Below are 19,203 nucleotides of genomic sequence, written 5' to 3'. Positions count from 1 at the left end.
TTTACGATGGGATTGCAAAATTTACAATGTTTAACGTTCTGTTATCCAATTTCTTTAAGATACTTTCGCTATAAAAAATTTAGATGCGCAAAGATACGCTTTTTATGGGTAATTTTTGCCCTACCCGTAGCCGCAAAAACATTTATTAACACATCAATCGATTGCACATTTTTTTAAAATTTAGGTAATAAGATTCGGGTATTGTTTCAAATAAAGTAGTGTAACCGAAGGGAAGGTATTATATCTGAAAATCTAGATGTTTCACATGCATTTGTAAAAAAGGAGAGCTTCCACCCTACTGATCGCTGAACATCTTAAACATCAGCGGTTTAGCAATTATCAAAACGCTAAGCAATGATGGTGTTTTTCCTCTTTTCAATACATATTATTAAACAAATCACGAATTCCTTTAACTGACAAAATTTATATATTAAATATTTGTAATATTTTTTATTCCATTAATTAGATATAATTTCTTTGCTGTTTTAGTCCTGGGACAATCACCTACAATTCAAGAGAGAAAAACCATGCAAACCACTGATACGATTTTATTAGTTCGTCCCTATTTATTTAGGAAAAACGAAGAAACCGCGATCAATAACTACTTCCAGAGCGAGGAAATACCTCCTAGAAAGATCAATCAAACTGCTACTTCCGAGTTCGACAATTTTGCATCCCTGCTGCAACATGCAGGAATTCGGACCATTGTAATCCAAAACAATGGAAAACATCAAACGCCCGATAGTATCTTTCCAAATCATGTCGTTTCTTTCCACGGGGATGGCGCGACCCTCTACCCCATGTTTGCCTATAATAGGCGACGCGAGCGCAATCTGAACTATCTGGGTCAGCTTAAATGAAAGGCTTCGAATTTGAGAAATTGAATGATTACAGCGTTTATGAAGAAAGCGAGCTCTTCTTGGAAGGGAATGGTGCATTGATTCTGGATCGGGTGCATCGTATTGCCTACATCTCTCTATCCGATCGATCGCATGAGAACCTAGCCATAATCTTTTGTAACGACCATGGCTACGAACCTGTTATCTTTCAATCATTCCATCAATTCGACGCCCAGCTAAAGCCGATATTCCACAGCAATAGGATGATGTCATTAGGTATCCATTTCTGTGTTATATGTTGGGATTTCATTCCTGACATAGATGCTAGAATCAAGATTGAACAACGGCTTATCAAGACGAATAAAGAAATAATAACGATCAGTATGGAGCAAATGCATCAGTTTGCCGGAAATATGGTCGAGATAAAGAATAAGAAGGGGCACCCTTTTATCTGTATGAGCACGCGCGCTTTCGACAGCCTGACGACAAGCCAAAAAATCATATTAAGCAGACACGGGATGCTGTTGCATGCGCCACTCTATAATATTGAAAAGTTTGGTGGCGGAAGTGCGAGATGTATGATCGCCGACGTCTTTTACAAAAATTATTAAACTTCAGACTCAAAAATCATATAAAACGTCACAAACTCGACGAACTTTTTATATTTTCCATTAGCATCTGCTTCAGGATCTAAGCCTATCGTGAAGTGATTCGTATTCCCTTTATAGTTTATTTTAACGGCAATATCTTTACCATCGCTGCAACTATTACAGTCGCGTTTGCGCAAGGACATTAGATCGAGCTCCTCGATTAAACCGATTAGTTCTTCATAGCGCTCCTCCGGAAATAGGGTATAATATTCGCTTGTTATATTCGGATCACATTTGTTTCCGCGGAAATCCTGTATCATATGATCTTTCTTGATCTGCATTTTGATCAGCCCACATTTACCTTGAAGCAAATCAACATCCATACGCAATCCAACTGGATCTATCTTTTCGTCATTACAAGAAACTAGACTAACTAAAGCGATAAAAAGGAAAAAAATCGGTCTTATCATAAATGTTTATAATGTAGTGATTAGCAATAATTAACAAAGATAGATTTTTACGCAAATAATTTAAGTGGACTAGAAAGAATCTTTCGCAATCTCTCGTCTCACTCTGCTGAGGCTTTCTGGAGTTATACCCAAATACGAAGCGATCATCCATTGCGGAACACGCAGCAGCAACTGCGGGTACATGGCAATGAATTCTAAGTATCTTTCTTTAGCCGACATGGCTAACAGGGAGTTTATTCTACGTTGTAGGAAGTATATATTGCGTTGTAAGGAAGTTTCTGTAAAGCAGGTAAACTCATGATTGATCTTTCCTGCCTCTTCTAGAAATTGAGGCTGAATGAATACAACCGTGGAAGGCTCCAATGCTTTGATATAGTAGTTTGATGGTTCGTTGAAGAACATACTGGATCTATCCATCATCAACCAATTTTCTGGTGCAAACTGCATAATATGCTCGCCTCCTTTTTCATCAAGGCTGAACAGCTGCAATAATCCTTTTTCGACAAATAGGATATGCTTGCAAACCTCGCCGGCACGCATAATAAGCTGATTATGGTCTACTTCGCGAAAGTCGAATAGCGGGCTTAGGCTTTCGAAATCCGACAGCGTAAGTCCAGTTTTCGCGGTGTAATACGAGTAGAAATTAGACTTGATTAGTTCTTCAGAAGTTATCATTAGTAAAGCACACTAAATTTAAAAGCTAAGGGTTGGAAATTCTTCAACAAATCGTTGAACAATTCATCTCCGTATTTGATATAAAGCACAGCGAAATTCTCGGTACGCTCTTGCAGACCGCCATTCGGGAACAATTTATCTTTAACCCGTCCTATTTGAATGAGTGCATCCTCGTGGTTCCTTTTCTCTGCTTTTAACAATTTCTTCTCTAAGTTGTTTACCGCCTTTTTAAGGCGTGCTTTTACGGCGTCGGTACTTGGACCTAAACTTGGGTCGATCTTATGCGCACGGAGCTTAATTTTGCCAAATATTGCATTCAATTCCATCCACTCGTCTTGAAGATTCAGTCGATGCTTTGTCTTCCGACGGACATACTCGTTTTTAAGGGTATTGACAGGTTTGAAAATACTTTTGAAGGTAAAGTCCAGACGGAAAACCTTGCCAGCAACACTATCATCCGTAATTAACGCTGAATTACGTGGAACAAGGATTGGAAACTGCGTTTTATAATGGTCGAAATTTGCCTTCAGCTGCAGCCAATACACGATCTCGGCTCCCCCGCCGATGTATGCCAGATTAGGAAGGATGAGTTCTTGATAGAGAGGCCGCATCACCACGTTCGGACTGAAACGTTCTGGATGTTTCTTGATTTCTTGCTTTATCTCCTCTTCGGTAAAGAAGATATTCTGATGTAGCACTTCAAAACGACCGTCTTCTAGGCGAACGATACGTTCTCTGAATTCATCAGTGAGATAAAAGAAGTTGATTTCGCGGGCATGCACTTGGGCATTAAATCCCGCTTCCTCTAATGATTTGGAGGTTGCTTCGATATGTTTCCAGCTATTTTCTTCAAGTATATCTTTCTCAATAATTGGAGCAAAAACCTTTTTCAGCGCTGCCCTATCGGCATCAATGATAACAAGACCATAGGCTTTAAACAGCGAATTGACAAACTTGCGAGTAGCATCAGCAAGATTTAATCCGGAAAGATAGGCCTCCTCCACCAGCTCGGTCAGTTTCGTCGAATTATCCGATAAACCGAAGGTATTGCAATACTGCTTCACCACATCGGCCATGCTGTCGGTTTTCATTCGGCCGGTCGCAGAAATCCCCTCCTCTTCCCAAACAATCTTCTTTCCGTAAACACGTGTGTTGTTGATTTCCGCAAAATCATGATCTTCAGTCGCCATCCAATAAACGGGCACAAAATCCTGCTCAGGAAAGCGTTCCTTTAGGTCCTGCGCGAGCTTTATAGCCGTCACGATCTTAAAAATGAAGTATAAGGGGCCGGTGAATATATTTAACTGATGACCGGTGGTAACCGTAAATGTATTATTGCTTTTTAACCGCTCTAGATTTTCGGCAACCTCCGGAGAACTAGCTAAAAGCTCGGCATATTGATCTTTTAATTGATCGACTAGCAGTTCACGATGTTGGAACTTCTTCTGCGCCTCAATTTGCTTCTTAAAACCATCAAGATCTGGAAAATGACCGTAATAAGAGGCTAAATCTGGCTGCTTTGACAGATATGCTAATAAGGTTTTAGAAAAACTTCCTGTGTCGCTATAGTCTATGTATGTGGCTTTCATCTAGCTAGAGTAATATTGCTTCAAATGTAAAAGATAGAAGGATTCAAATTACAAAAAAACTTTCATGATTCCGCTGATTGACCAACAGTTATGAAAGTTCTCGATGGTCGGAATTAACCGACCGATCACTAAAAGTAAGAAAAGGATGTGGTTTAGGGGTTATTGTTCCTTTTATTTGACAATACTTCCATATAAATCGAAGTCTTCTGCACGGTCTACTTTCACCTGTACAAAATCTCCGATACGAGCATAGTTTGTTTTAGCATCCAATACCACTTCGTTGTCCACCTCAGGCGAGTCATACTCCGTTCTTCCGATGAAGTAATCTCCATCCACACGATCCACCAGCACTTTATAGGTATTGCCGATTTTGGTCTGGTTGATATCATAGGATATCCCTTGCTGAACCTCCATAATCTGATCTACGCGCTCTTGTTTCACTTCTTCAGGGACATTGTCTTCTAAAGAATGTGCATGCGTTTTCTCCTCATGAGAATAAGTAAAACAGCCCAATCTGTCGAAACGGGTTTCTTCAACCCACTCTAACATCTCATTGAAATCTTGTTCAGTTTCTCCCGGGTAACCGCAGATCAAAGTCGTACGCAAAGCGATATCAGGCACTTTATCGCGGATCTTGTTTACTAAATCAATTTGCTTTTGCTTGCTGGTTCCTCTACGCATAGAGGTTAGCATATTATCGCTGATATGCTGTAGCGGCATATCCAAGTAGTTACAAATATTGGAGCGCTCATTCATCGCATCGAGGATGTCCATCGGAAAACCAGAGGGATACGCATATTGCAAACGAATCCACTCGATACCATTTACATCCGATAAATGACGCAATAGATCAGAAAGATTACGCTTGCCGTAGATATCTAGACCGTAATAGGTTAAATCCTGCGCAATGAGTATCAATTCTTTTGTGCCATTCGATGCTAAGAATTTCGCTTCTTTCACTAAGTCATCGATAGACTTGGAAACGTGTTTCCCGCGCATCAAAGGAATAGCACAGAATGAGCAAGGTCTGTTACAACCTTCTGCAATCTTAAAATATGAGAAATGTGAGGGTGTGGTCAATAAACGCTCGCCCAACAACTCATGACGGTAATCCGCACCAATTGTTGAAAGCAGATCCGGAAGATCGTTGGTACCGAAGAAAGCATCAACATTCGGAATCTCAGCTTCTAGTTCGGGCTTATATCGCTCCGACAAACAGCCTGTAACAATCACCTTATTGACCTTGCCTTGATCTTTTAACTCAGAAAATTGAAGGATGGTATCAATAGACTCCTGTTTCGCATTATCAATAAATCCACAGGTATTGATCACGACGATATCATTCGCTTGGATATTATTGGCTTCATGAACGACATCCATTTGGTTGCCTTTCAATTGTCCCATTAAAACCTCGCTATCGTGAATATTTTTAGAACAGCCCAAAGTAACCACATTCACACGTGGCTTTGCTACTACCGGAGCTGCATTTCTTGTTTTTGTTCTCATATGAATGTGTAGACTACTGGAATAGTGAGTCTACGAAGTGTTTTTTGTTAAATAACTGTAAATCACCAATCTTCTCTCCTACTCCAATGTACTTTACAGGAATTTTGAATTGATCGGATATCCCGATAACCACACCGCCCTTCGCTGTACCATCAAGCTTGGTCAATGCTAATGCATTCACATCCGTTGCTTGTGTAAACTGCGTCGCCTGCTCAATAGCATTCTGGCCCGTGGAAGCGTCTAATACCAATAATATTTCATGCGGGGCATCTGGGATGACCTTCTGCATGACATTTTTGATCTTCGTTAGCTCGTTCATTAAGCCAACCTTATTATGGAGACGTCCTGCCGTATCGATAATAGCAACATCATCGCCATTTGCAACCGCAGACTTAACCGTATCGAAAGCAACTGATGCAGGATCCGAACCCATGGGCTGTGCCACAACACGAACACCTACTCTATCGCCCCACAACTGTATCTGATCAACAGCAGCAGCGCGGAACGTATCTGCTGCACCTAAAACAACCTTATTGCCGGCTTCTTTTAACTGATGTGCAAGCTTTCCGATTGTCGTTGTCTTCCCGACACCATTTACCCCAACGACCATAATAACATAGGGCTTTTGATTACCATATTCGAAGGTCTCGAAATCATTGCTGTTGTTCTCGGCAAGTAAACCTTGGATTTCGTCTTTTAATAAGCCGTTCAGATCATCAGTAGTAACGTATTTGTCTTGAGCAACACGCTTCTGAATACGATCAACAATCTTTAGCGTCGTTGTTACACCTACATCAGAGGTTACTAAAACTTCTTCAAGATTATCCAATACATCATCATCGATGGTTGATTTTCCAACAACCGCTTTGGTAATTTTCGCAAAGAATCCCTCTTTCGTCTTCTCTAAGCCCTTGTTGAGTGCTTCCTGCGCCTCAGGAGTTTCCTGCTTCTTTTTAAAAAAATCAAATAATCCCATGATGTAAATGTATAATATGTCGTTGCTTTTCGTTCAAAGATACTGAAAACGGAAATACTAAAAAAGCCCTTTTGGTACTACCAAAACGGCTGTTTATAAGATTTTTAAAGAAAAACTTTAAAAAAAAGGAATATCTTACTGCTTATTTAGTAGCCGCAGCAACAACTTCTTTTACTTTGTCGTTGTGAACCATACTCTCTTTGAAAGTATATGCGCCTGTTTTTGCAGATTTAGTAGTAAGAACTACTTTAGTATATTCTTTACCACCACCTTTTTGTAATGATGCAACTGCCTTCTTTGCCATGGTATAATATTTTTATAGACTCCGAGGAATCCTTGTTTTTTACTTAATTTCTTTGTGAACTGTTACTTTTCTCAATACTGGGTTGAATTTTTTCAACTCTAAACGCTCAGTAGTGTTTTTCTTGTTCTTAGTAGTGATATAGCGAGACATTCCCGGAAGACCACTTTCTTTGTGTTCAGTACATTCTAAGATAACTTGTACTCTATTTCCCTTTTTTGCCATTGTTTTACTTTATTTATACCCTCACGGGTGAATTTCATGATTCTATTTAATGTTGATACAACAGGCGGTCTATCTATTAAATATGACCTTGTTTGATAAATTTATCGATTGCTGCTGTAATTCCGTTTTTGTTGATCGTTTTGATTGCTGAAGTAGAAACTTTCAACGTAATCCAACGATCTTCTTCTGGAATGTAAAAACGTTTGGTCTGTAAATTAGGATAGAATTTACGCTTAGTTTTAACGTTCGAGTGTGATACGTTATTTCCTTTTAATGCCGTCTTGCCTGTTAAATCACAAATTCTTGACATGATATTCGATTTTTATTGTTGTTCTTGTTAAAAATACGTTCCCTTAGAAACGAGTGTGCAAATATCTATATTTCTTTTGGGAAATACAATATTATTTCAGGAATTATTTTTAAAATAATCGAAGACTGCTGTGGAAGTCAGCAAAAATACTGTATTTTGCATTAAATATCGCGAAGCGAATATCACAATAGTTTTCAACAATTCACAATGAACAAATATCTTTTAAGGGGAATCGTCTTTTTAACGGCGGGGATTATATGCGTGTTCTTAGGATACACGCTCATGGAAAACGAGAATAATTGGTATAAGCTGTTGATGACATTAGGTGTTATTTTCTTTGGAATAGGGTTCGTTGCATTAATGTACCGCATCTTTAGGAAAATCGATAGAAAAACACTCATCGATGATCGGAAAGAGCAACAAGAGAAATAAATCATGTTGCACCAAACCAAAGGAATTACGCTCAAAGTAACCAATTATTCGGAAAGCAGTGTTGTTGCACAAATCTATACGCAGGCTTTCGGATTGCAATCCTACTTAATTAACGGGGCGCGAAAACCAAAGGCAAAAATTTCGGTAAACATGCTGCAGCCATTCCATTTGCTGGAGCTCGTCGTTTATAATAAAGAGAACAACAATCTGCAGCGAATCAAAGAAGCACAACATCTTCCTGTATTGAAACAGATCCCGTTGGATATTGTTAAAAGTTCTATCGCCTTATTTTTGAACGAAGTGCTTTACAAAGTTCTGAGGCACCAGTCCCCGGATAAACAGCTTTTCGATTTTTTGGAAAACGCTATTATATGGCTTGATGAGACCGAAGAAGGTTTGGCTAACTATCATCTCATTTTCCTGCTAAAACTCTCGCATTACCTTGGTTTTAAACCTTCTTTGAGCAATCTTCCATATTTCGACTTATTAGAAGGAAGATTTGTGAGCATCCTTCCGGCACACGTCTATACACTGCAAGAGCCTTACAGTTCATACCTAAGAGAATTAGTCAATTGTTCATTCAGCAATTGTAACAACGTGAAGCTGAAAAGGGAGGATAGGAGCTATCTTCTACAGAAGCTCGTCGATTATTATCGTCTTCATACTGAAAACTTTGGAGAGCTCAATTCTCTGTATATCCTGGAAGAAATCTTCAATTAAAACGCCATAAAAAAGCCCATCGAAAATTATCGATGGGCTTTTACACAATAAATATATATTGAATCTATTCTCTTAGATAAGCTTTACATTTACCGCGTTAAGGCCTTTACGACCTTGCTCAACTTCGTAAGAAACTTCGTCTTTCTCGCGAATTTTGTCAATTAATCCAGAAACGTGTACGAAGATTTCGCTCTCGCCTGAATTTGGAATGATGAAACCGAAACCTTTGGCCTCATTAAAGAATTTTACTACTCCTTGTTGCATGTTATTAATTTATTATTTCTTAAAGGTATCAATTATTTTCTAAATAAAAACTAAATATTAGGATAATATGATTAAACATTTTCAATAGTCACTTGTCTATGCTGTATATCTTTTGGAAAGATTTTTGAGATTAGAAAAGCATTATACGGTTATTATGAAAAAAATATTATCAATATTAGCGCTTATCGCATTGGTGGTAACAGCTCAAGCACAAAATGTATCTATGGAAAATAGCAGAAGAGTAGCAACTCGCGGCTTTGCCGAAAAAGAAGTCACTCCAGACATCATTTACCTTTCAATTTCATTGAAGGAATACTATCAAGATGGCAATGCGAAGAAAAAGGTAGCTATAGAAACCTTAGAAAAGCAACTTTATGATGCAGCGATGAAATATGGTGTAAAAAAAGAAAACTTCACCATCCAAAACATTTATAGCTATAATGCTGCTGATCGTAAGAAAAAGAACACGGAATTACTTCAGTCGCGTCAGTATCGCATCAAAGTAACCGATTTGAAGAACTTAAATGCGATGATGGATGAGGTAGATTCGCAGGGTCTACAGAATACCAACATTAGTGGTTACGATCATTCTCAGAAGAAAGCAATTGAGAAAGAGTTAAAAACAGCAGCGGTTAAAGATGCCAGAGTGAATGCGGAAATTCTAGCAGCAGCAGACGGTGAAACTGTTGGAAAATCGCTAATGATCAATGATAATAGCAGCTTCAGCTGGAATGATGTGATGCCGCAGCCACGTGCTTATATGGCGATGTCAAAAACAGCAAACGCTGAATCTGATGCAATAGGAGGGAGTGGACTTGATATTGATGTTCGCCCGATCAAACTGACTTGCAATATCGACGCAGTATTTGAATTGAAATAACAATGGAAAACCAATATAGCTCTAAAATAGAGCGCATAAATAAAGATTTTCTTTGGGTGGAGCGACTATCTGTATTAATGGATAGTCGCTTCCGTATTGGGAACTTTCGCTTCGGATTGGACCCAATCCTCAACTTTATTCCCTTTGCCGGACAAATCGCAACTTTTATCATATCCTTGGTATTGGTTACAGTGATGTACCGAAATGGGGCAAGTGGTAAGATTGCCATCAAAATGCTGCTCAACGTCACTTGGGATGCCCTTCTAGGTTCAATACCTCTCTTAGGGAATATCTTCGACTTCTTTAACAAAGCCAACGATAAGAATATTAAACTGTTGCGTGAGCACTACTATGAGAATAAACATCAAGGAAGCGGTAAGAACATCATTTTTTTGATTGTTTCTATTCTCGCTATCGTCATCACACTTTTAATCTATGCGATGTACGCTTTAAGCGTTTGGTTGTTTAATCTCATCTTCTAAACTTTTCTTTACTTTTGTAGCTATGAGCAAAACAAGACTTTTCGCTTTGTTGGGCGTGGCAATTATGCTTATTGCTATATTGACAAATCCTTCTAAAGACGAAATAAACGACGAACTGCGAGATCGGGCGAAGGAAATCTTAAAAAAACAATTACAATATGAACATCAGGATGCTGTAGAGTTCGGAATGATGCTTTTTGGAGATCGCGTTGTAGAGGAGTTTGTCAACACCTATGTGCAAACCAAAAACTATTATCTCTTTTCGCTATGTGAAGTAAACTGGAACGGAGAAAAGGTTACAGTAGGAGGAGGGGCTTTCGGGAAGGTCTGGATCAGTCCAAAGCTTGACGAGAAAGCGAACGAGCTTATTGACGTACTAAAGAAACAATAATGCTGGAGATACTCTACGAAGATCAGGACCTCATTGCTATCAATAAACCGCACGGCCTATTAGTACACCGCTCATCCATCGCTGCAGATACTTCTGAATTTGCTTTGCAATTGTTGAGAGATCAAATTGGCAAGACCGTCTATCCCGCTCATCGTCTGGATCGCAAAACTGGTGGAATACTACTGTTCTCCATGAACAAGGAAACCGACTCTCTGATTCAGCAGGCCTTTGCCAACAACCAGATTAAAAAAGAATACTTGGCTGTTCTTCGCGGATTTTCTCCACTCAAAGACAGCATCGATTACCCTCTGAAGAAGGACAACGGAACCTTGCAGGATGCCATTACGCATTTTGAAACCCTTCAGCATACGGAAATAGATCTTCCTTTCGGGAAGCACCCGACCTCACGCTATTCACTTGTGAAGGCGATGCCACAGACAGGAAGAATGCACCAGCTCCGCCGTCATTTTGCACACATATTGCACCCCATCATAGGCGATCGGCCACATGGCTGCAATAAGCAGAATAAACTTTGGAAAGAGACCTTTGCACATGACAGCATGTTGCTGCATGCATCGCATTTATCCTTCAAACAGCCTAGATCCGGCGAACAAGTTGAAATATATGCAAAACTCCAACCCGAATTCGAAAGAGCATTGACCATTTTGAATATTTCGGACCAAGTCAGATTTACGTAATCGATTGTCCATTTTCTTAACATTTAGGAAATCAGGTCTCTTTTGTCGTTTAATTACCTATTTTTGTAGTACTAAAACACATTTAATTTTAACATGAAAAATACTGCGTTATCTAACCTGCATATTGCTTTAGGCGCGAAGATGGTTCCTTTCGCTGGTTTTAACATGCCTGTTCAATACAGCGGCATTAATGATGAGCACGAGACAGTACGTACCGGAGTAGGTATGTTCGACGTTAGCCATATGGGTGAGTTCATCTTAAAAGGTGAAAAAGCACTTGACCTTATTCAAAAAATCTCTTCTAATGATGCTTCTAAGCTTTATGACGGTAAAGTACAATATGCTTATATCCCTAATGAAGAAGGTGGAATTGTAGACGATTTCTTGACTTATAAAATTGACGACATCACTTACCTTCTCGTTGTCAATGCTTCCAATATTGAAAAAGACTGGAACTGGATCAGCAAATACAACACGTTCGGTGTAGAGATGAAAGATATCTCTGATAAGACTTCTTTATTCGCTGTACAAGGTCCGAAAGCTGCCGATGCATTACAAGGCTTAACAGACATCGAATTAGCGCCTATGGAGTACTATTCTTTCCAAAAAGGTGTATTTGCCGGTGTTGAGAATGTATTGGTGTCAGCAACAGGATATACAGGCGCTGGTGGCTTCGAGATCTATGTAGACAATGAGCATGCGGAGCAAGTATGGAATGCGATCATGGAAGCAGGTAAACAATATGGCATCAAACCAATCGGTTTAGGCGCTCGTGATACCTTACGTTTGGAAATGGGCTTCTGTTTATATGGAAATGATATCGATGATACAACTTCTCCATTAGCAGCGGGTCTAGGATGGGTTACTAAATTCACGAAAGACTTCGTGAACTCTGAAAACCTAAAAGCTGAAAAAGAAAGAGGATTGACACAAAAGTTAGTAGGCTTCGAAATGATCGACAGAGGTATTCCTCGTCATGATTACGAAATCGTAGATGCTGAAGGAAATAAGATTGGTCGTGTTACTTCAGGAACGCAATCACCAACCTTGAAGAAATCCGTTGGTTTAGGCTATGTGGATACTGCTTTCGCAAAAGACGGTACAGAAATCTTCATTTCTATCCGTAATCAGCCGATTAAAGCAATCGTTAAAAAGCCGCCTTTCGTAAAATAAGGCTACAAAATTTATAAGCAGAGGGCTATTTTTTAGCCCTCTTTTTTTGTCTTGCCAGTTCCTGTGCTGCCGCAGCTTTCTTTGCCTGAACGTCGCGGCTAACCTGTTTCAATAAAACAATCTTAAGATAGACCAAAACAACCAATAGGGCAATCGACAGACCCAGATACAACATATTCCCGCTGTTATAACCGGCCACACTACTAAGTATCAGAAATACAATACCTAGGTTCAATACTACGTTCAATATAAACTTCTTCGTCATTTCTTTTTTATTACTGGGCTTCCAATTACACTTTTTCTGAGAAAAGAGAAATAAACAATTCCTCCCACAATATTCAACAGGATAACGAATAAAGCCATTATCATTCTTTCTGTATTGCTAATGGAAGTGGAAAGCATAATTTCTCGGAGAACAAGTACCACCCATATCAACGAAACGAGCATCGCAATGCTCAAAAGGATAGGGGCAAAGCCAACTTTAAAGAGAAGCAAAAGTATAGCTAGGATATAAAAAGCCAGACTAAACAGAAAGGCCTGTTTAGTCTGTTGAATTACCTTGTTCATGGAACAAAGGTAGTGAATATCTAAATCTTTTTATCCTTATGGGAAGATTCCTAATTCTTTATAAGACTCACCAACTTTATTGATGGCACAGATAAAGGCTGCAGTTCTCAAATCCTCAACACCCTCGGTATTCTTCCAGATATCGTGGATTTCTTGATAAGAACCGATCATAGTATCTTCTAATCCAGAATATACTAAATCCACCTCATCCGGTCCACGTAAAATAATCTTACGTTCTAATTTAGAAACCTTTTGGTTCGTCATCGACTCGATGATATTCAAGATCTCTGCATACATGTTTTCGCTAAAGCGCTTCTCTAAGCGTCCATAACGAACGTGGCTTAAGTTCTTCAACCATTCGAAGTAAGAAACCGTCACACCACCGGCATTCAGATAGATGTCCGGAATAACCAACTTACCCTTGCCGTTCAATATTTCATCCGCTTCCGGAGTCAACGGTCCATTCGCTGCCTCACCAATAATCTGCGCTTGGATTCTATCCGCATTATCGCCATTAATTACAGACTCTAAAGCTGCTGGAATTAAGATATCACATGGATATTCTAGACCTTTGGCAGATTCCAAGATATTCTCAGCGCCAGGGAAGTTCAAAATAGATCCTGTAGCTTTTCTGTGCGCAACAACAGCATTCAAATCTAATCCGTCTGCATTGTAAATTGCTCCTTCATATTCAATCAAACCTACCAAAATAGCACCTTCGTCTTGGAAGTAATTTGCTGCATGGTAGCCCACGTTTCCTAAACCCTGAACAATCACGCGCTTGCCTGCGATACCTACTGAAAGCCCTAGCGCAGCCATGTCTTCCTCATTCTTAACGGCTTCACGAACCCCAAAGAAAACCCCTAAACCGGTTGCTTCGGCACGTCCGCGAACACCACCCTGAGAAATTGGCTTACCCGTAACACAAGCCTGTGCATTGATCTCATTAGGATTCAACGTGGTATATGTATCAACGATCCAGCTCATCTCGCGAGCACCCGTTCCATAATCCGGAGCCGGCACATCGGTTCCTGGACCGATAAAATTCTTCTTCACTAATTCCGTCGTATAACGTCTGGTGATCTTCTCTAACTCATACTCCGAATACTTCTTAGCATCGATTTTAATACCGCCCTTAGCACCGCCGAAAGGGACATTTACGATGGCACATTTGTAAGTCATCAATGACGCAAGCGCCATTACCTCATCCTGATCTACTTCCATACTGAAGCGAATACCACCTTTACATGGCAACTTATGATGTGAGTGCTGAACGCGGTAAGCTTCGATTACTTCGATCTCTTCTCCGATTTTCACGGGGAACTTCACACGAAGAATAGAGTTACAAGCTTTGATTTGATCGAGAATTCCTGGGGAAAAACGAGTGAATTTGGCCGCTTTGTCGAAGTTGCGAGCAACCCCTTGGAAAAAACTGTACGTTGTGTTGTCTTGACTGGACATAGATTTATTGTATTTGTTTACACTTGGTATAAATTAGTATAAAGGTAATTGTTTTATGATATTTCCAATAAGGTTACCCTGAAAAACAATGTTTTTAATCAATTGATAACAAAAGATTTTCTTTTTTATCAGAAAATCAAAAAACAAGCACAAAAACAAAAAGTCCAAGCTATGCTCGGACTTTTTATTGATAATGTTATTATCTATTAATTTCTAATATACTTCCATTTCTGGGTCGAAAGCATCTTTCCATGCTAAAATACCACCTTGCAAGTTCGAAAGATTCGTAAATCCCTCTTGCTCTAATAGCATAACCGCTTGAGCACTACGCTTTCCCGAACGGCATTGCAGAATTACCGGAATGTCTTTAGAAATCTTTTCCGATTCAATCACCACACCTGATAATGGAATATTTACCCCATTTAAATTGGATACTTCATATTCAAAAGGCTCACGAACGTCAATTAGTTGAAATTCAACATTATGATCCATCATATCCTTTAATTCCTGAACGCTAATTTCTTTCATAGTATTTATACGCTTTTACCAAAGATAATTAATTAAACCAATCACTCCGTCATTAGTTTATTAAATTTATTAAATTCAAAAAAATTTTGAAACATGAAAAAATCCTTAGCACTTTCCTTGTTATTGGGGCTAACCTTACAGTTCGGTTTTGCACAAAAACAAAAAGAACTACCGATCACTTCAACAGAAAATATCAGTAGAATACTTAATACGCTAGCTTCCGACGAAATGCGCGGAAGGTCCTCCTTATCGATTCCCGACATCTCTAGAGCAGCAGATTTCATCGCTTCCGAGTTTAAGAATATCGGATTAGTGCCTTATGCCGAAGAGAACTACAGACAATCTTTTTTAGTCAATAAATCTAAAGTAGCCAGTCAAAGCGTTCTTTGGGATGGCAAGAAGCTCAACGAGGATAAGTTCCTGATCGTTGGTGGGGGAGTAGCGGAAAATTTCAACGAAGGATCCGGCTTAAAAACCTTGCATATTACTGCAGAGGATGACTTCTCGCTAAAGTTCCGTGAATATGTACAGAAAGATGCAGATAATGCAATCGTATTGGTAGACCAGAAGCACGATACCTTCCTTGCTCGCTTCAAAAAGATTTATTCAGGGCGTGAAAACATCACAACGAAAGATCAAGCCAGTACAAGCGCTGTAAGCAAAGTTTTTGTAATTGCAGACCAACTGGCCGGCAAATACCAAATCTCTCAACAGCGCCAAGAAGAAGAGCTTCCTATGTTTAATGTAGCAGGCATTATCCCAGGCAAATCGAAGGCTGATGAATTTGTTATCTTTTCATCGCATTATGACCATATCGGAATTATCAAGCCGGAGGGGCAGGATTCTATCGCCAATGGTGCTGATGATGATGCCTCAGGTACTACTGCTTTAATTGAACTTGCCCGTTATTACAAGAAATTGAACAACAACGAACGCACCTTGATCTTCGTATCTTTTACCGCAGAAGAGATTGGTATGTTTGGCTCGAAATACTTCTCGAACAATATCGATCCGGAGAAAGTAACTGCGATGATCAATATCGAGATGATCGGAAAAGACTCGAGATTCGGCCCGAACAGCTTATATGTAACCGGATTTGACGCATCCAATTTAGGTGCATTGATGCAAGAAAATCTGAAAGGCTCTTCCTTTACCTTTCATCCCGACCCTTATAAAACACAAAACTTATTCTACCGCAGCGACAATGCCGTATTGGCCGCTTTAGGCGTGCCGGCACATACCTTCTCCACCTCACAGATTGATAAAGATGCTTATTATCATACCGTGAAAGACGAGGTGAGCACTTTAGACCTCAATAATATAAAATCAAGTATAGAAGCAATTGCTGCTGGCGCTATCGGTATCATCAATGGTACACAGACACCAAGCCGCGTAGAAAAACTAAGAGATTAGATTTTTCTGCATGACATAGTCATTCAGAACAAATTGGTAGTAGGGAATATCCACCGTCTCTACTACCTCAAATCCTTGTTTCAGGTAGAAGTGGTAGGCCTTATTGTTTCGGTTTACATTCAATTCTAAAGTCGACAAACCCTGTTTCTGTGCTTCCTCTGCTGCAAAGTCGATCATCAATTTCCCAAAACCGCGCCCCTGGGTGGCAGGCAACAAATAAAGCTTATCGATTCTGATTTTATCGGCATGGGTAGAAAGACTCATAAAGCCTTGCGCAACACCATCTTCCAAAAAGAGATAAAAAGCGGCACTCTCGCGCATTCCTTCCTGCAGCGCCGCCACAGAATAACTCTGTTCCAACATAAAATCAATCTGTGCTTTCTCTAAAACGGGACTATAAGTAGGATACCAGGTTGCTAATGCTAAATCACGAATAACGCTCGCGTCTGCTTCTGTTGCTCTTTCAATATGGATCATAAGACTTCACCAATTAATACGTAATCATTTGTCTTCTGCATGGTCACAAAACCATCCTCGCGAACTTCTAATTGATTCGCGTCTAGTAAATTTACATTACTAAACTTGTCCGTCAAATGATATGCATCAGGTAAATGCAAAATTAATCCCGCAGGTAGCCATTTCTCATACTGCTGTAGCAACACGTATTTGAAACCGTTAGAGATAAAATTAATGGTAAAAGTAGGTAGGTATGCTAAGAAATCAGCCTTTTCAAACTGATCTACGATGATATTCAGAGTATAGTTCTTTTTGCTCTCCAGATAGGCAAATAAAGCTGAATAGTAATCTTCCGAGTAACTGATGGCCAACAAATGCTCTTCCATATCGGTCGCAACATGTCCATCCACCAGCAATACATCGACTTTGATGCCCCAAGACGCTAAAACTTCATAATGCTGAGCAAGTGTAATAATCGTAGGGCTCCACTCCAACAGCTGCCCTAAATATTCAGCGTCAATATTATGCGGATCTACAACAAATAAAGCCGGTTCTTGATTCTCACGAACAATGTGATGGGATGACATATTAGGCAGATAAATAACGAAACGCAATATAACTCATCAGTCCGATACTGATTTTCAAAGCCTCTTCGTCAATATCGAATGTCGGTGTATGAACGGCAGATTGAATGCCCTTCGCCTTATTTCCTGTCCCTAAACGGTAGAAACAAGCGGAAATCTCTTGAGAATAATAGGAGAAATCCTCCGCAGCCGGCCATAGATCCAATTCAACGACCTTATCCTTACCTAGATAGTCTTCTGCATAAGCTCTAGACGCCTCGGTAATTCCCGGCTCGTTAATTAAGAATGGATAGCCCTTTCTAACTTCAAATTCGCAGGTGGCACCCATGCTGTCGGCAATTCCTTCAGCAAGCTTCACCATCTTCTCATGAGCTTCAGCACGCCAAACCTCGTCGAAGGTGCGGAAAGTACCTTCCATATAAACCTCTTCAGGAATAATATTCGTTGCCCCGTTGCCTATAATCTTTCCCCAGGAAAGTACCGTTGGTATCCGTGGGTCTGCACTACGGCTAACAATCTGCTGCAATGCTGTAATAATCTGCGCTGAAATAGCAATAGGATCAATATTCTGATGCGGATGTGCGCCATGTCCTCCCTTTCCACGAATCGTCATAAACAATTCATCGCAGGAAGCCATGTACTTGCCCGAACGAAAGCCGACTGTTCCAGTTTCCAGGAAAGGCATCACATGTTGTCCGACAATCCCCATAGGTTCCGGATTCTTCAAAGCACCTTCCTTAATCATCAGCGAAGCTCCGCCAGGAAGTCTTTCTTCCCCAGGTTGAAAAATCAGACGGATAGTACCCGCTAATTCGCCCTTCAGATCATTTAAGATTTTTGCCACCCCGATTAATGAGGAGGTATGGACATCATGCCCACAGGCATGCATCACGCCAGGGTTCTGAGAACCATAGGACCTTCCTTCAACCTCTGTAATAGGTAAAGCATCCATATCGGCGCGCAAGGCCAAGACCTTATCCGATGGGATATCGCCCTTGATCTCTGCAACAATGCCCGTATTGGCCATCATGTTGAAGGGGATATTTAAATCTCTTAAAATTTGTTGAATGAAGGCTGAGGTATTGTATTCTTCAAAAGACAGCTCCGGGTGTTGGTGCAAATGTCTTCTGTTGGTTATTGTATCTTGATAATATACTTCAGCGAGGTCTTGAATCTTTTCTTTGATATTAGACATGCTTTCTTCCGCTATTGCCATACCCAAACATCTTCGACAAATACAAAGACATTTCTATATGTCCCGCGAAGACGTCTCATATATTCGGTTGCCGCTGAACGGCTGGTAAAATCACCGACTTTAACACGATAATTAGGCTCCACATAGTCTAGATATGCCCCCATGTCGCTGTTTTGACGTAGGAAGCTATTCTGAACATTGGTAGCCTCGGTTCTGTTGCTGCCGGAATAGATCTGAACGCGGAAACCGCGAACCTTTACCCGCTTAGCATAACGCTTATCGATTTTCTTCTCCTCCAAGGTAATAGGAGTCTTGGTAGATGTAGAAGGATTTATTGCATAGTATGCGCGATATTCCTGTAAAAGCCCAATCAATGAATCTTTAACAACTAATACCTTTCCTTCTTGTGCTTTTGCAAATTGGCACAACACTAAAAAGAAGCAACCTACAATAAATCCTTTTCTAATCATTTTATTTC

26 protein-coding genes are annotated in these 19,203 nt (G+C 40.0%); 10 read left to right on the top strand and 16 right to left on the bottom strand.

Annotated elements, in window-relative coordinates; translation table 11 throughout:
- Window positions 1-527 precede the first annotated feature (527 nt).
- Both DSM08_RS19325 and DSM08_RS19320 read left to right on the top strand, forming a co-directional pair.
- Window positions 528-860, top strand: coding sequence for an arginine deiminase-related protein (locus DSM08_RS19325; RefSeq protein ID WP_149524243.1), 333 nt, complete (start codon window positions 528-530; stop codon window positions 858-860).
- A complete protein-coding gene (locus DSM08_RS19320) occupies window positions 857-1,450 on the top strand; it encodes an arginine deiminase-related protein (protein ID WP_149524242.1) in 594 nt (197 codons plus the stop codon). Before DSM08_RS19325 ends, DSM08_RS19320 begins: the two co-directional genes overlap by 4 nt.
- Here DSM08_RS19320 and DSM08_RS00220 read toward each other — a convergent pair.
- The 8 genes from DSM08_RS00220 to rpmB form a co-directional block, all read right to left on the bottom strand.
- Window positions 1,447-1,899 (bottom strand): hypothetical protein, encoded by a 453-nt coding sequence (locus DSM08_RS00220; RefSeq protein ID WP_149524241.1) that lies wholly within the window; start codon window positions 1,897-1,899, stop codon window positions 1,447-1,449. The genes DSM08_RS19320 and DSM08_RS00220 overlap by 4 nt on opposite strands.
- A gap of 69 nt (window positions 1,900-1,968) precedes the next feature.
- A complete protein-coding gene (locus tag DSM08_RS00215) occupies window positions 1,969-2,574 on the bottom strand; it encodes a Crp/Fnr family transcriptional regulator (protein WP_149524240.1) in 606 nt (201 codons plus the stop codon).
- A complete protein-coding gene (gene bshC / locus DSM08_RS00210; RefSeq protein ID WP_149524239.1) occupies window positions 2,574-4,163 on the bottom strand; it encodes a bacillithiol biosynthesis cysteine-adding enzyme BshC in 1,590 nt (529 codons plus the stop codon). Before bshC ends, DSM08_RS00215 begins: the two co-directional genes overlap by 1 nt.
- A 171-nt stretch (window positions 4,164-4,334) precedes the next feature.
- Complete coding sequence (gene rimO, locus DSM08_RS00205; protein WP_149524238.1) at window positions 4,335-5,669, bottom strand: 30S ribosomal protein S12 methylthiotransferase RimO; 1,335 nt, start codon at window positions 5,667-5,669, stop codon at window positions 4,335-4,337.
- Window positions 5,670-5,682: 13 nt separating this feature from the next.
- Window positions 5,683-6,645 carry a signal recognition particle-docking protein FtsY gene (gene ftsY / locus DSM08_RS00200; protein WP_149524237.1) on the bottom strand — a complete coding sequence of 321 codons (963 nt, stop codon included), beginning with the start codon at window positions 6,643-6,645 and terminating at the stop codon, window positions 5,683-5,685.
- A 142-nt stretch (window positions 6,646-6,787) separates the two neighbouring features.
- Window positions 6,788-6,949 (bottom strand): DUF4295 domain-containing protein, encoded by a 162-nt coding sequence (locus DSM08_RS00195; RefSeq protein WP_149524236.1) that lies wholly within the window; start codon window positions 6,947-6,949, stop codon window positions 6,788-6,790.
- A gap of 39 nt (window positions 6,950-6,988) precedes the next feature.
- A complete protein-coding gene (rpmG, locus tag DSM08_RS00190) occupies window positions 6,989-7,171 on the bottom strand; it encodes a 50S ribosomal protein L33 (protein WP_002998409.1) in 183 nt (60 codons plus the stop codon).
- A 76-nt stretch (window positions 7,172-7,247) separates the two neighbouring features.
- On the bottom strand, window positions 7,248-7,481 hold the full coding sequence (gene rpmB / locus DSM08_RS00185; protein WP_149524235.1) for a 50S ribosomal protein L28: 234 nt from the start codon (window positions 7,479-7,481) through the stop codon (window positions 7,248-7,250).
- A 207-nt stretch (window positions 7,482-7,688) separates the two neighbouring features.
- Between rpmB and DSM08_RS00180 the strand changes: the two genes are divergently transcribed.
- Together DSM08_RS00180 and recO are read left to right on the top strand one after the other, a co-directional pair.
- Complete coding sequence (locus DSM08_RS00180) at window positions 7,689-7,913, top strand: cytochrome b family protein (RefSeq protein WP_149524234.1); 225 nt, start codon at window positions 7,689-7,691, stop codon at window positions 7,911-7,913.
- A gap of 3 nt (window positions 7,914-7,916) precedes the next feature.
- Window positions 7,917-8,633, top strand: coding sequence for a DNA repair protein RecO (gene recO, locus DSM08_RS00175; protein ID WP_149524233.1), 717 nt, complete (start codon window positions 7,917-7,919; stop codon window positions 8,631-8,633).
- Between the two features lie 72 nt (window positions 8,634-8,705).
- Here recO and DSM08_RS00170 read toward each other — a convergent pair whose 3' ends face one another.
- Window positions 8,706-8,897 (bottom strand): cold-shock protein, encoded by a 192-nt coding sequence (locus DSM08_RS00170; protein WP_149524232.1) that lies wholly within the window; start codon window positions 8,895-8,897, stop codon window positions 8,706-8,708.
- 154 nt (window positions 8,898-9,051) lie between these two features.
- Between DSM08_RS00170 and DSM08_RS00165 the strand changes: the two genes are divergently transcribed.
- The 5 genes from DSM08_RS00165 to gcvT all read left to right on the top strand — a co-directional run bounded on the left by DSM08_RS00165 (window position 9,052) and on the right by gcvT (window position 12,521).
- Window positions 9,052-9,777: an SIMPL domain-containing protein gene (locus tag DSM08_RS00165; RefSeq protein ID WP_246172370.1), complete on the top strand. Its 726-nt coding sequence runs from the start codon at window positions 9,052-9,054 to the stop codon at window positions 9,775-9,777.
- 2 nt (window positions 9,778-9,779) lie between these two features.
- Window positions 9,780-10,259, top strand: a complete 480-nt coding sequence (locus DSM08_RS00160) for a DUF4112 domain-containing protein (RefSeq protein WP_149524230.1) — start codon at window positions 9,780-9,782, stop codon at window positions 10,257-10,259.
- Between the two features lie 22 nt (window positions 10,260-10,281).
- Window positions 10,282-10,650, top strand: a complete 369-nt coding sequence (locus DSM08_RS00155) for a hypothetical protein (RefSeq protein ID WP_149524229.1) — start codon at window positions 10,282-10,284, stop codon at window positions 10,648-10,650.
- On the top strand, window positions 10,650-11,348 hold the full coding sequence (locus DSM08_RS00150) for a pseudouridine synthase (protein WP_149524228.1): 699 nt from the start codon (window positions 10,650-10,652) through the stop codon (window positions 11,346-11,348). The genes DSM08_RS00155 and DSM08_RS00150 overlap by 1 nt, the downstream gene beginning before the upstream one ends.
- Window positions 11,349-11,441: 93 nt before the next feature.
- The gene (gcvT, locus tag DSM08_RS00145) at window positions 11,442-12,521 is read left to right on the top strand and encodes a glycine cleavage system aminomethyltransferase GcvT (protein WP_149524227.1); all 1,080 of its coding nucleotides are present in this window, start codon (window positions 11,442-11,444) and stop codon (window positions 12,519-12,521) included.
- Between the two features lie 25 nt (window positions 12,522-12,546).
- Here the strand turns inward: gcvT and DSM08_RS00140 are convergent, their stop codons facing one another.
- From DSM08_RS00140 to DSM08_RS00125, 3 genes are all read right to left on the bottom strand, one after another.
- Window positions 12,547-12,786: a DUF6358 family protein gene (locus DSM08_RS00140; protein ID WP_149524226.1), complete on the bottom strand. Its 240-nt coding sequence runs from the start codon at window positions 12,784-12,786 to the stop codon at window positions 12,547-12,549.
- 338 nt (window positions 12,787-13,124) lie between these two features.
- Complete coding sequence (locus tag DSM08_RS00130) at window positions 13,125-14,549, bottom strand: Glu/Leu/Phe/Val family dehydrogenase (protein WP_149524224.1); 1,425 nt, start codon at window positions 14,547-14,549, stop codon at window positions 13,125-13,127.
- Window positions 14,550-14,762: 213 nt separating this feature from the next.
- Window positions 14,763-15,077, bottom strand: a complete 315-nt coding sequence (locus DSM08_RS00125; protein ID WP_149524223.1) for a rhodanese-like domain-containing protein — start codon at window positions 15,075-15,077, stop codon at window positions 14,763-14,765.
- Between the two features lie 93 nt (window positions 15,078-15,170).
- Between DSM08_RS00125 and DSM08_RS00120 the strand changes: the two genes are divergently transcribed.
- Complete coding sequence (locus DSM08_RS00120; RefSeq protein WP_149524222.1) at window positions 15,171-16,490, top strand: M28 family metallopeptidase; 1,320 nt, start codon at window positions 15,171-15,173, stop codon at window positions 16,488-16,490.
- Here DSM08_RS00120 and DSM08_RS00115 read toward each other — a convergent pair.
- The 4 genes from DSM08_RS00115 to DSM08_RS00100 are packed head-to-tail and all read right to left on the bottom strand — an operon-like array spanning window position 16,479 to window position 19,195.
- The gene (locus tag DSM08_RS00115) at window positions 16,479-16,967 is read right to left on the bottom strand and encodes a GNAT family N-acetyltransferase (RefSeq protein WP_149524221.1); all 489 of its coding nucleotides are present in this window, start codon (window positions 16,965-16,967) and stop codon (window positions 16,479-16,481) included. The genes DSM08_RS00120 and DSM08_RS00115 overlap by 12 nt on opposite strands.
- Entirely contained in the window at window positions 16,964-17,533 is a 570-nt protein-coding gene (locus tag DSM08_RS00110; protein ID WP_149524220.1) for a thiamine diphosphokinase, read from the bottom strand. Before DSM08_RS00110 ends, DSM08_RS00115 begins: the two co-directional genes overlap by 4 nt.
- Before the next feature lies 1 nt (window position 17,534).
- Window positions 17,535-18,725, bottom strand: coding sequence for a M20 metallopeptidase family protein (locus DSM08_RS00105; RefSeq protein ID WP_149524219.1), 1,191 nt, complete (start codon window positions 18,723-18,725; stop codon window positions 17,535-17,537).
- Between the two features lie 11 nt (window positions 18,726-18,736).
- On the bottom strand, window positions 18,737-19,195 hold the full coding sequence (locus DSM08_RS00100; protein WP_149524218.1) for an SPOR domain-containing protein: 459 nt from the start codon (window positions 19,193-19,195) through the stop codon (window positions 18,737-18,739).
- Between the last annotated feature and the right edge of the window lie 8 nt (window positions 19,196-19,203).

The organism is Sphingobacterium hotanense (genome assembly GCF_008274825.1).
Classification (GTDB): Bacteria; Bacteroidota; Bacteroidia; order Sphingobacteriales; family Sphingobacteriaceae; genus Sphingobacterium; species Sphingobacterium hotanense.
Note: the sequence above shows the minus strand (reverse complement) of the source record. Positions and strands in the feature narration are given on the sequence as shown.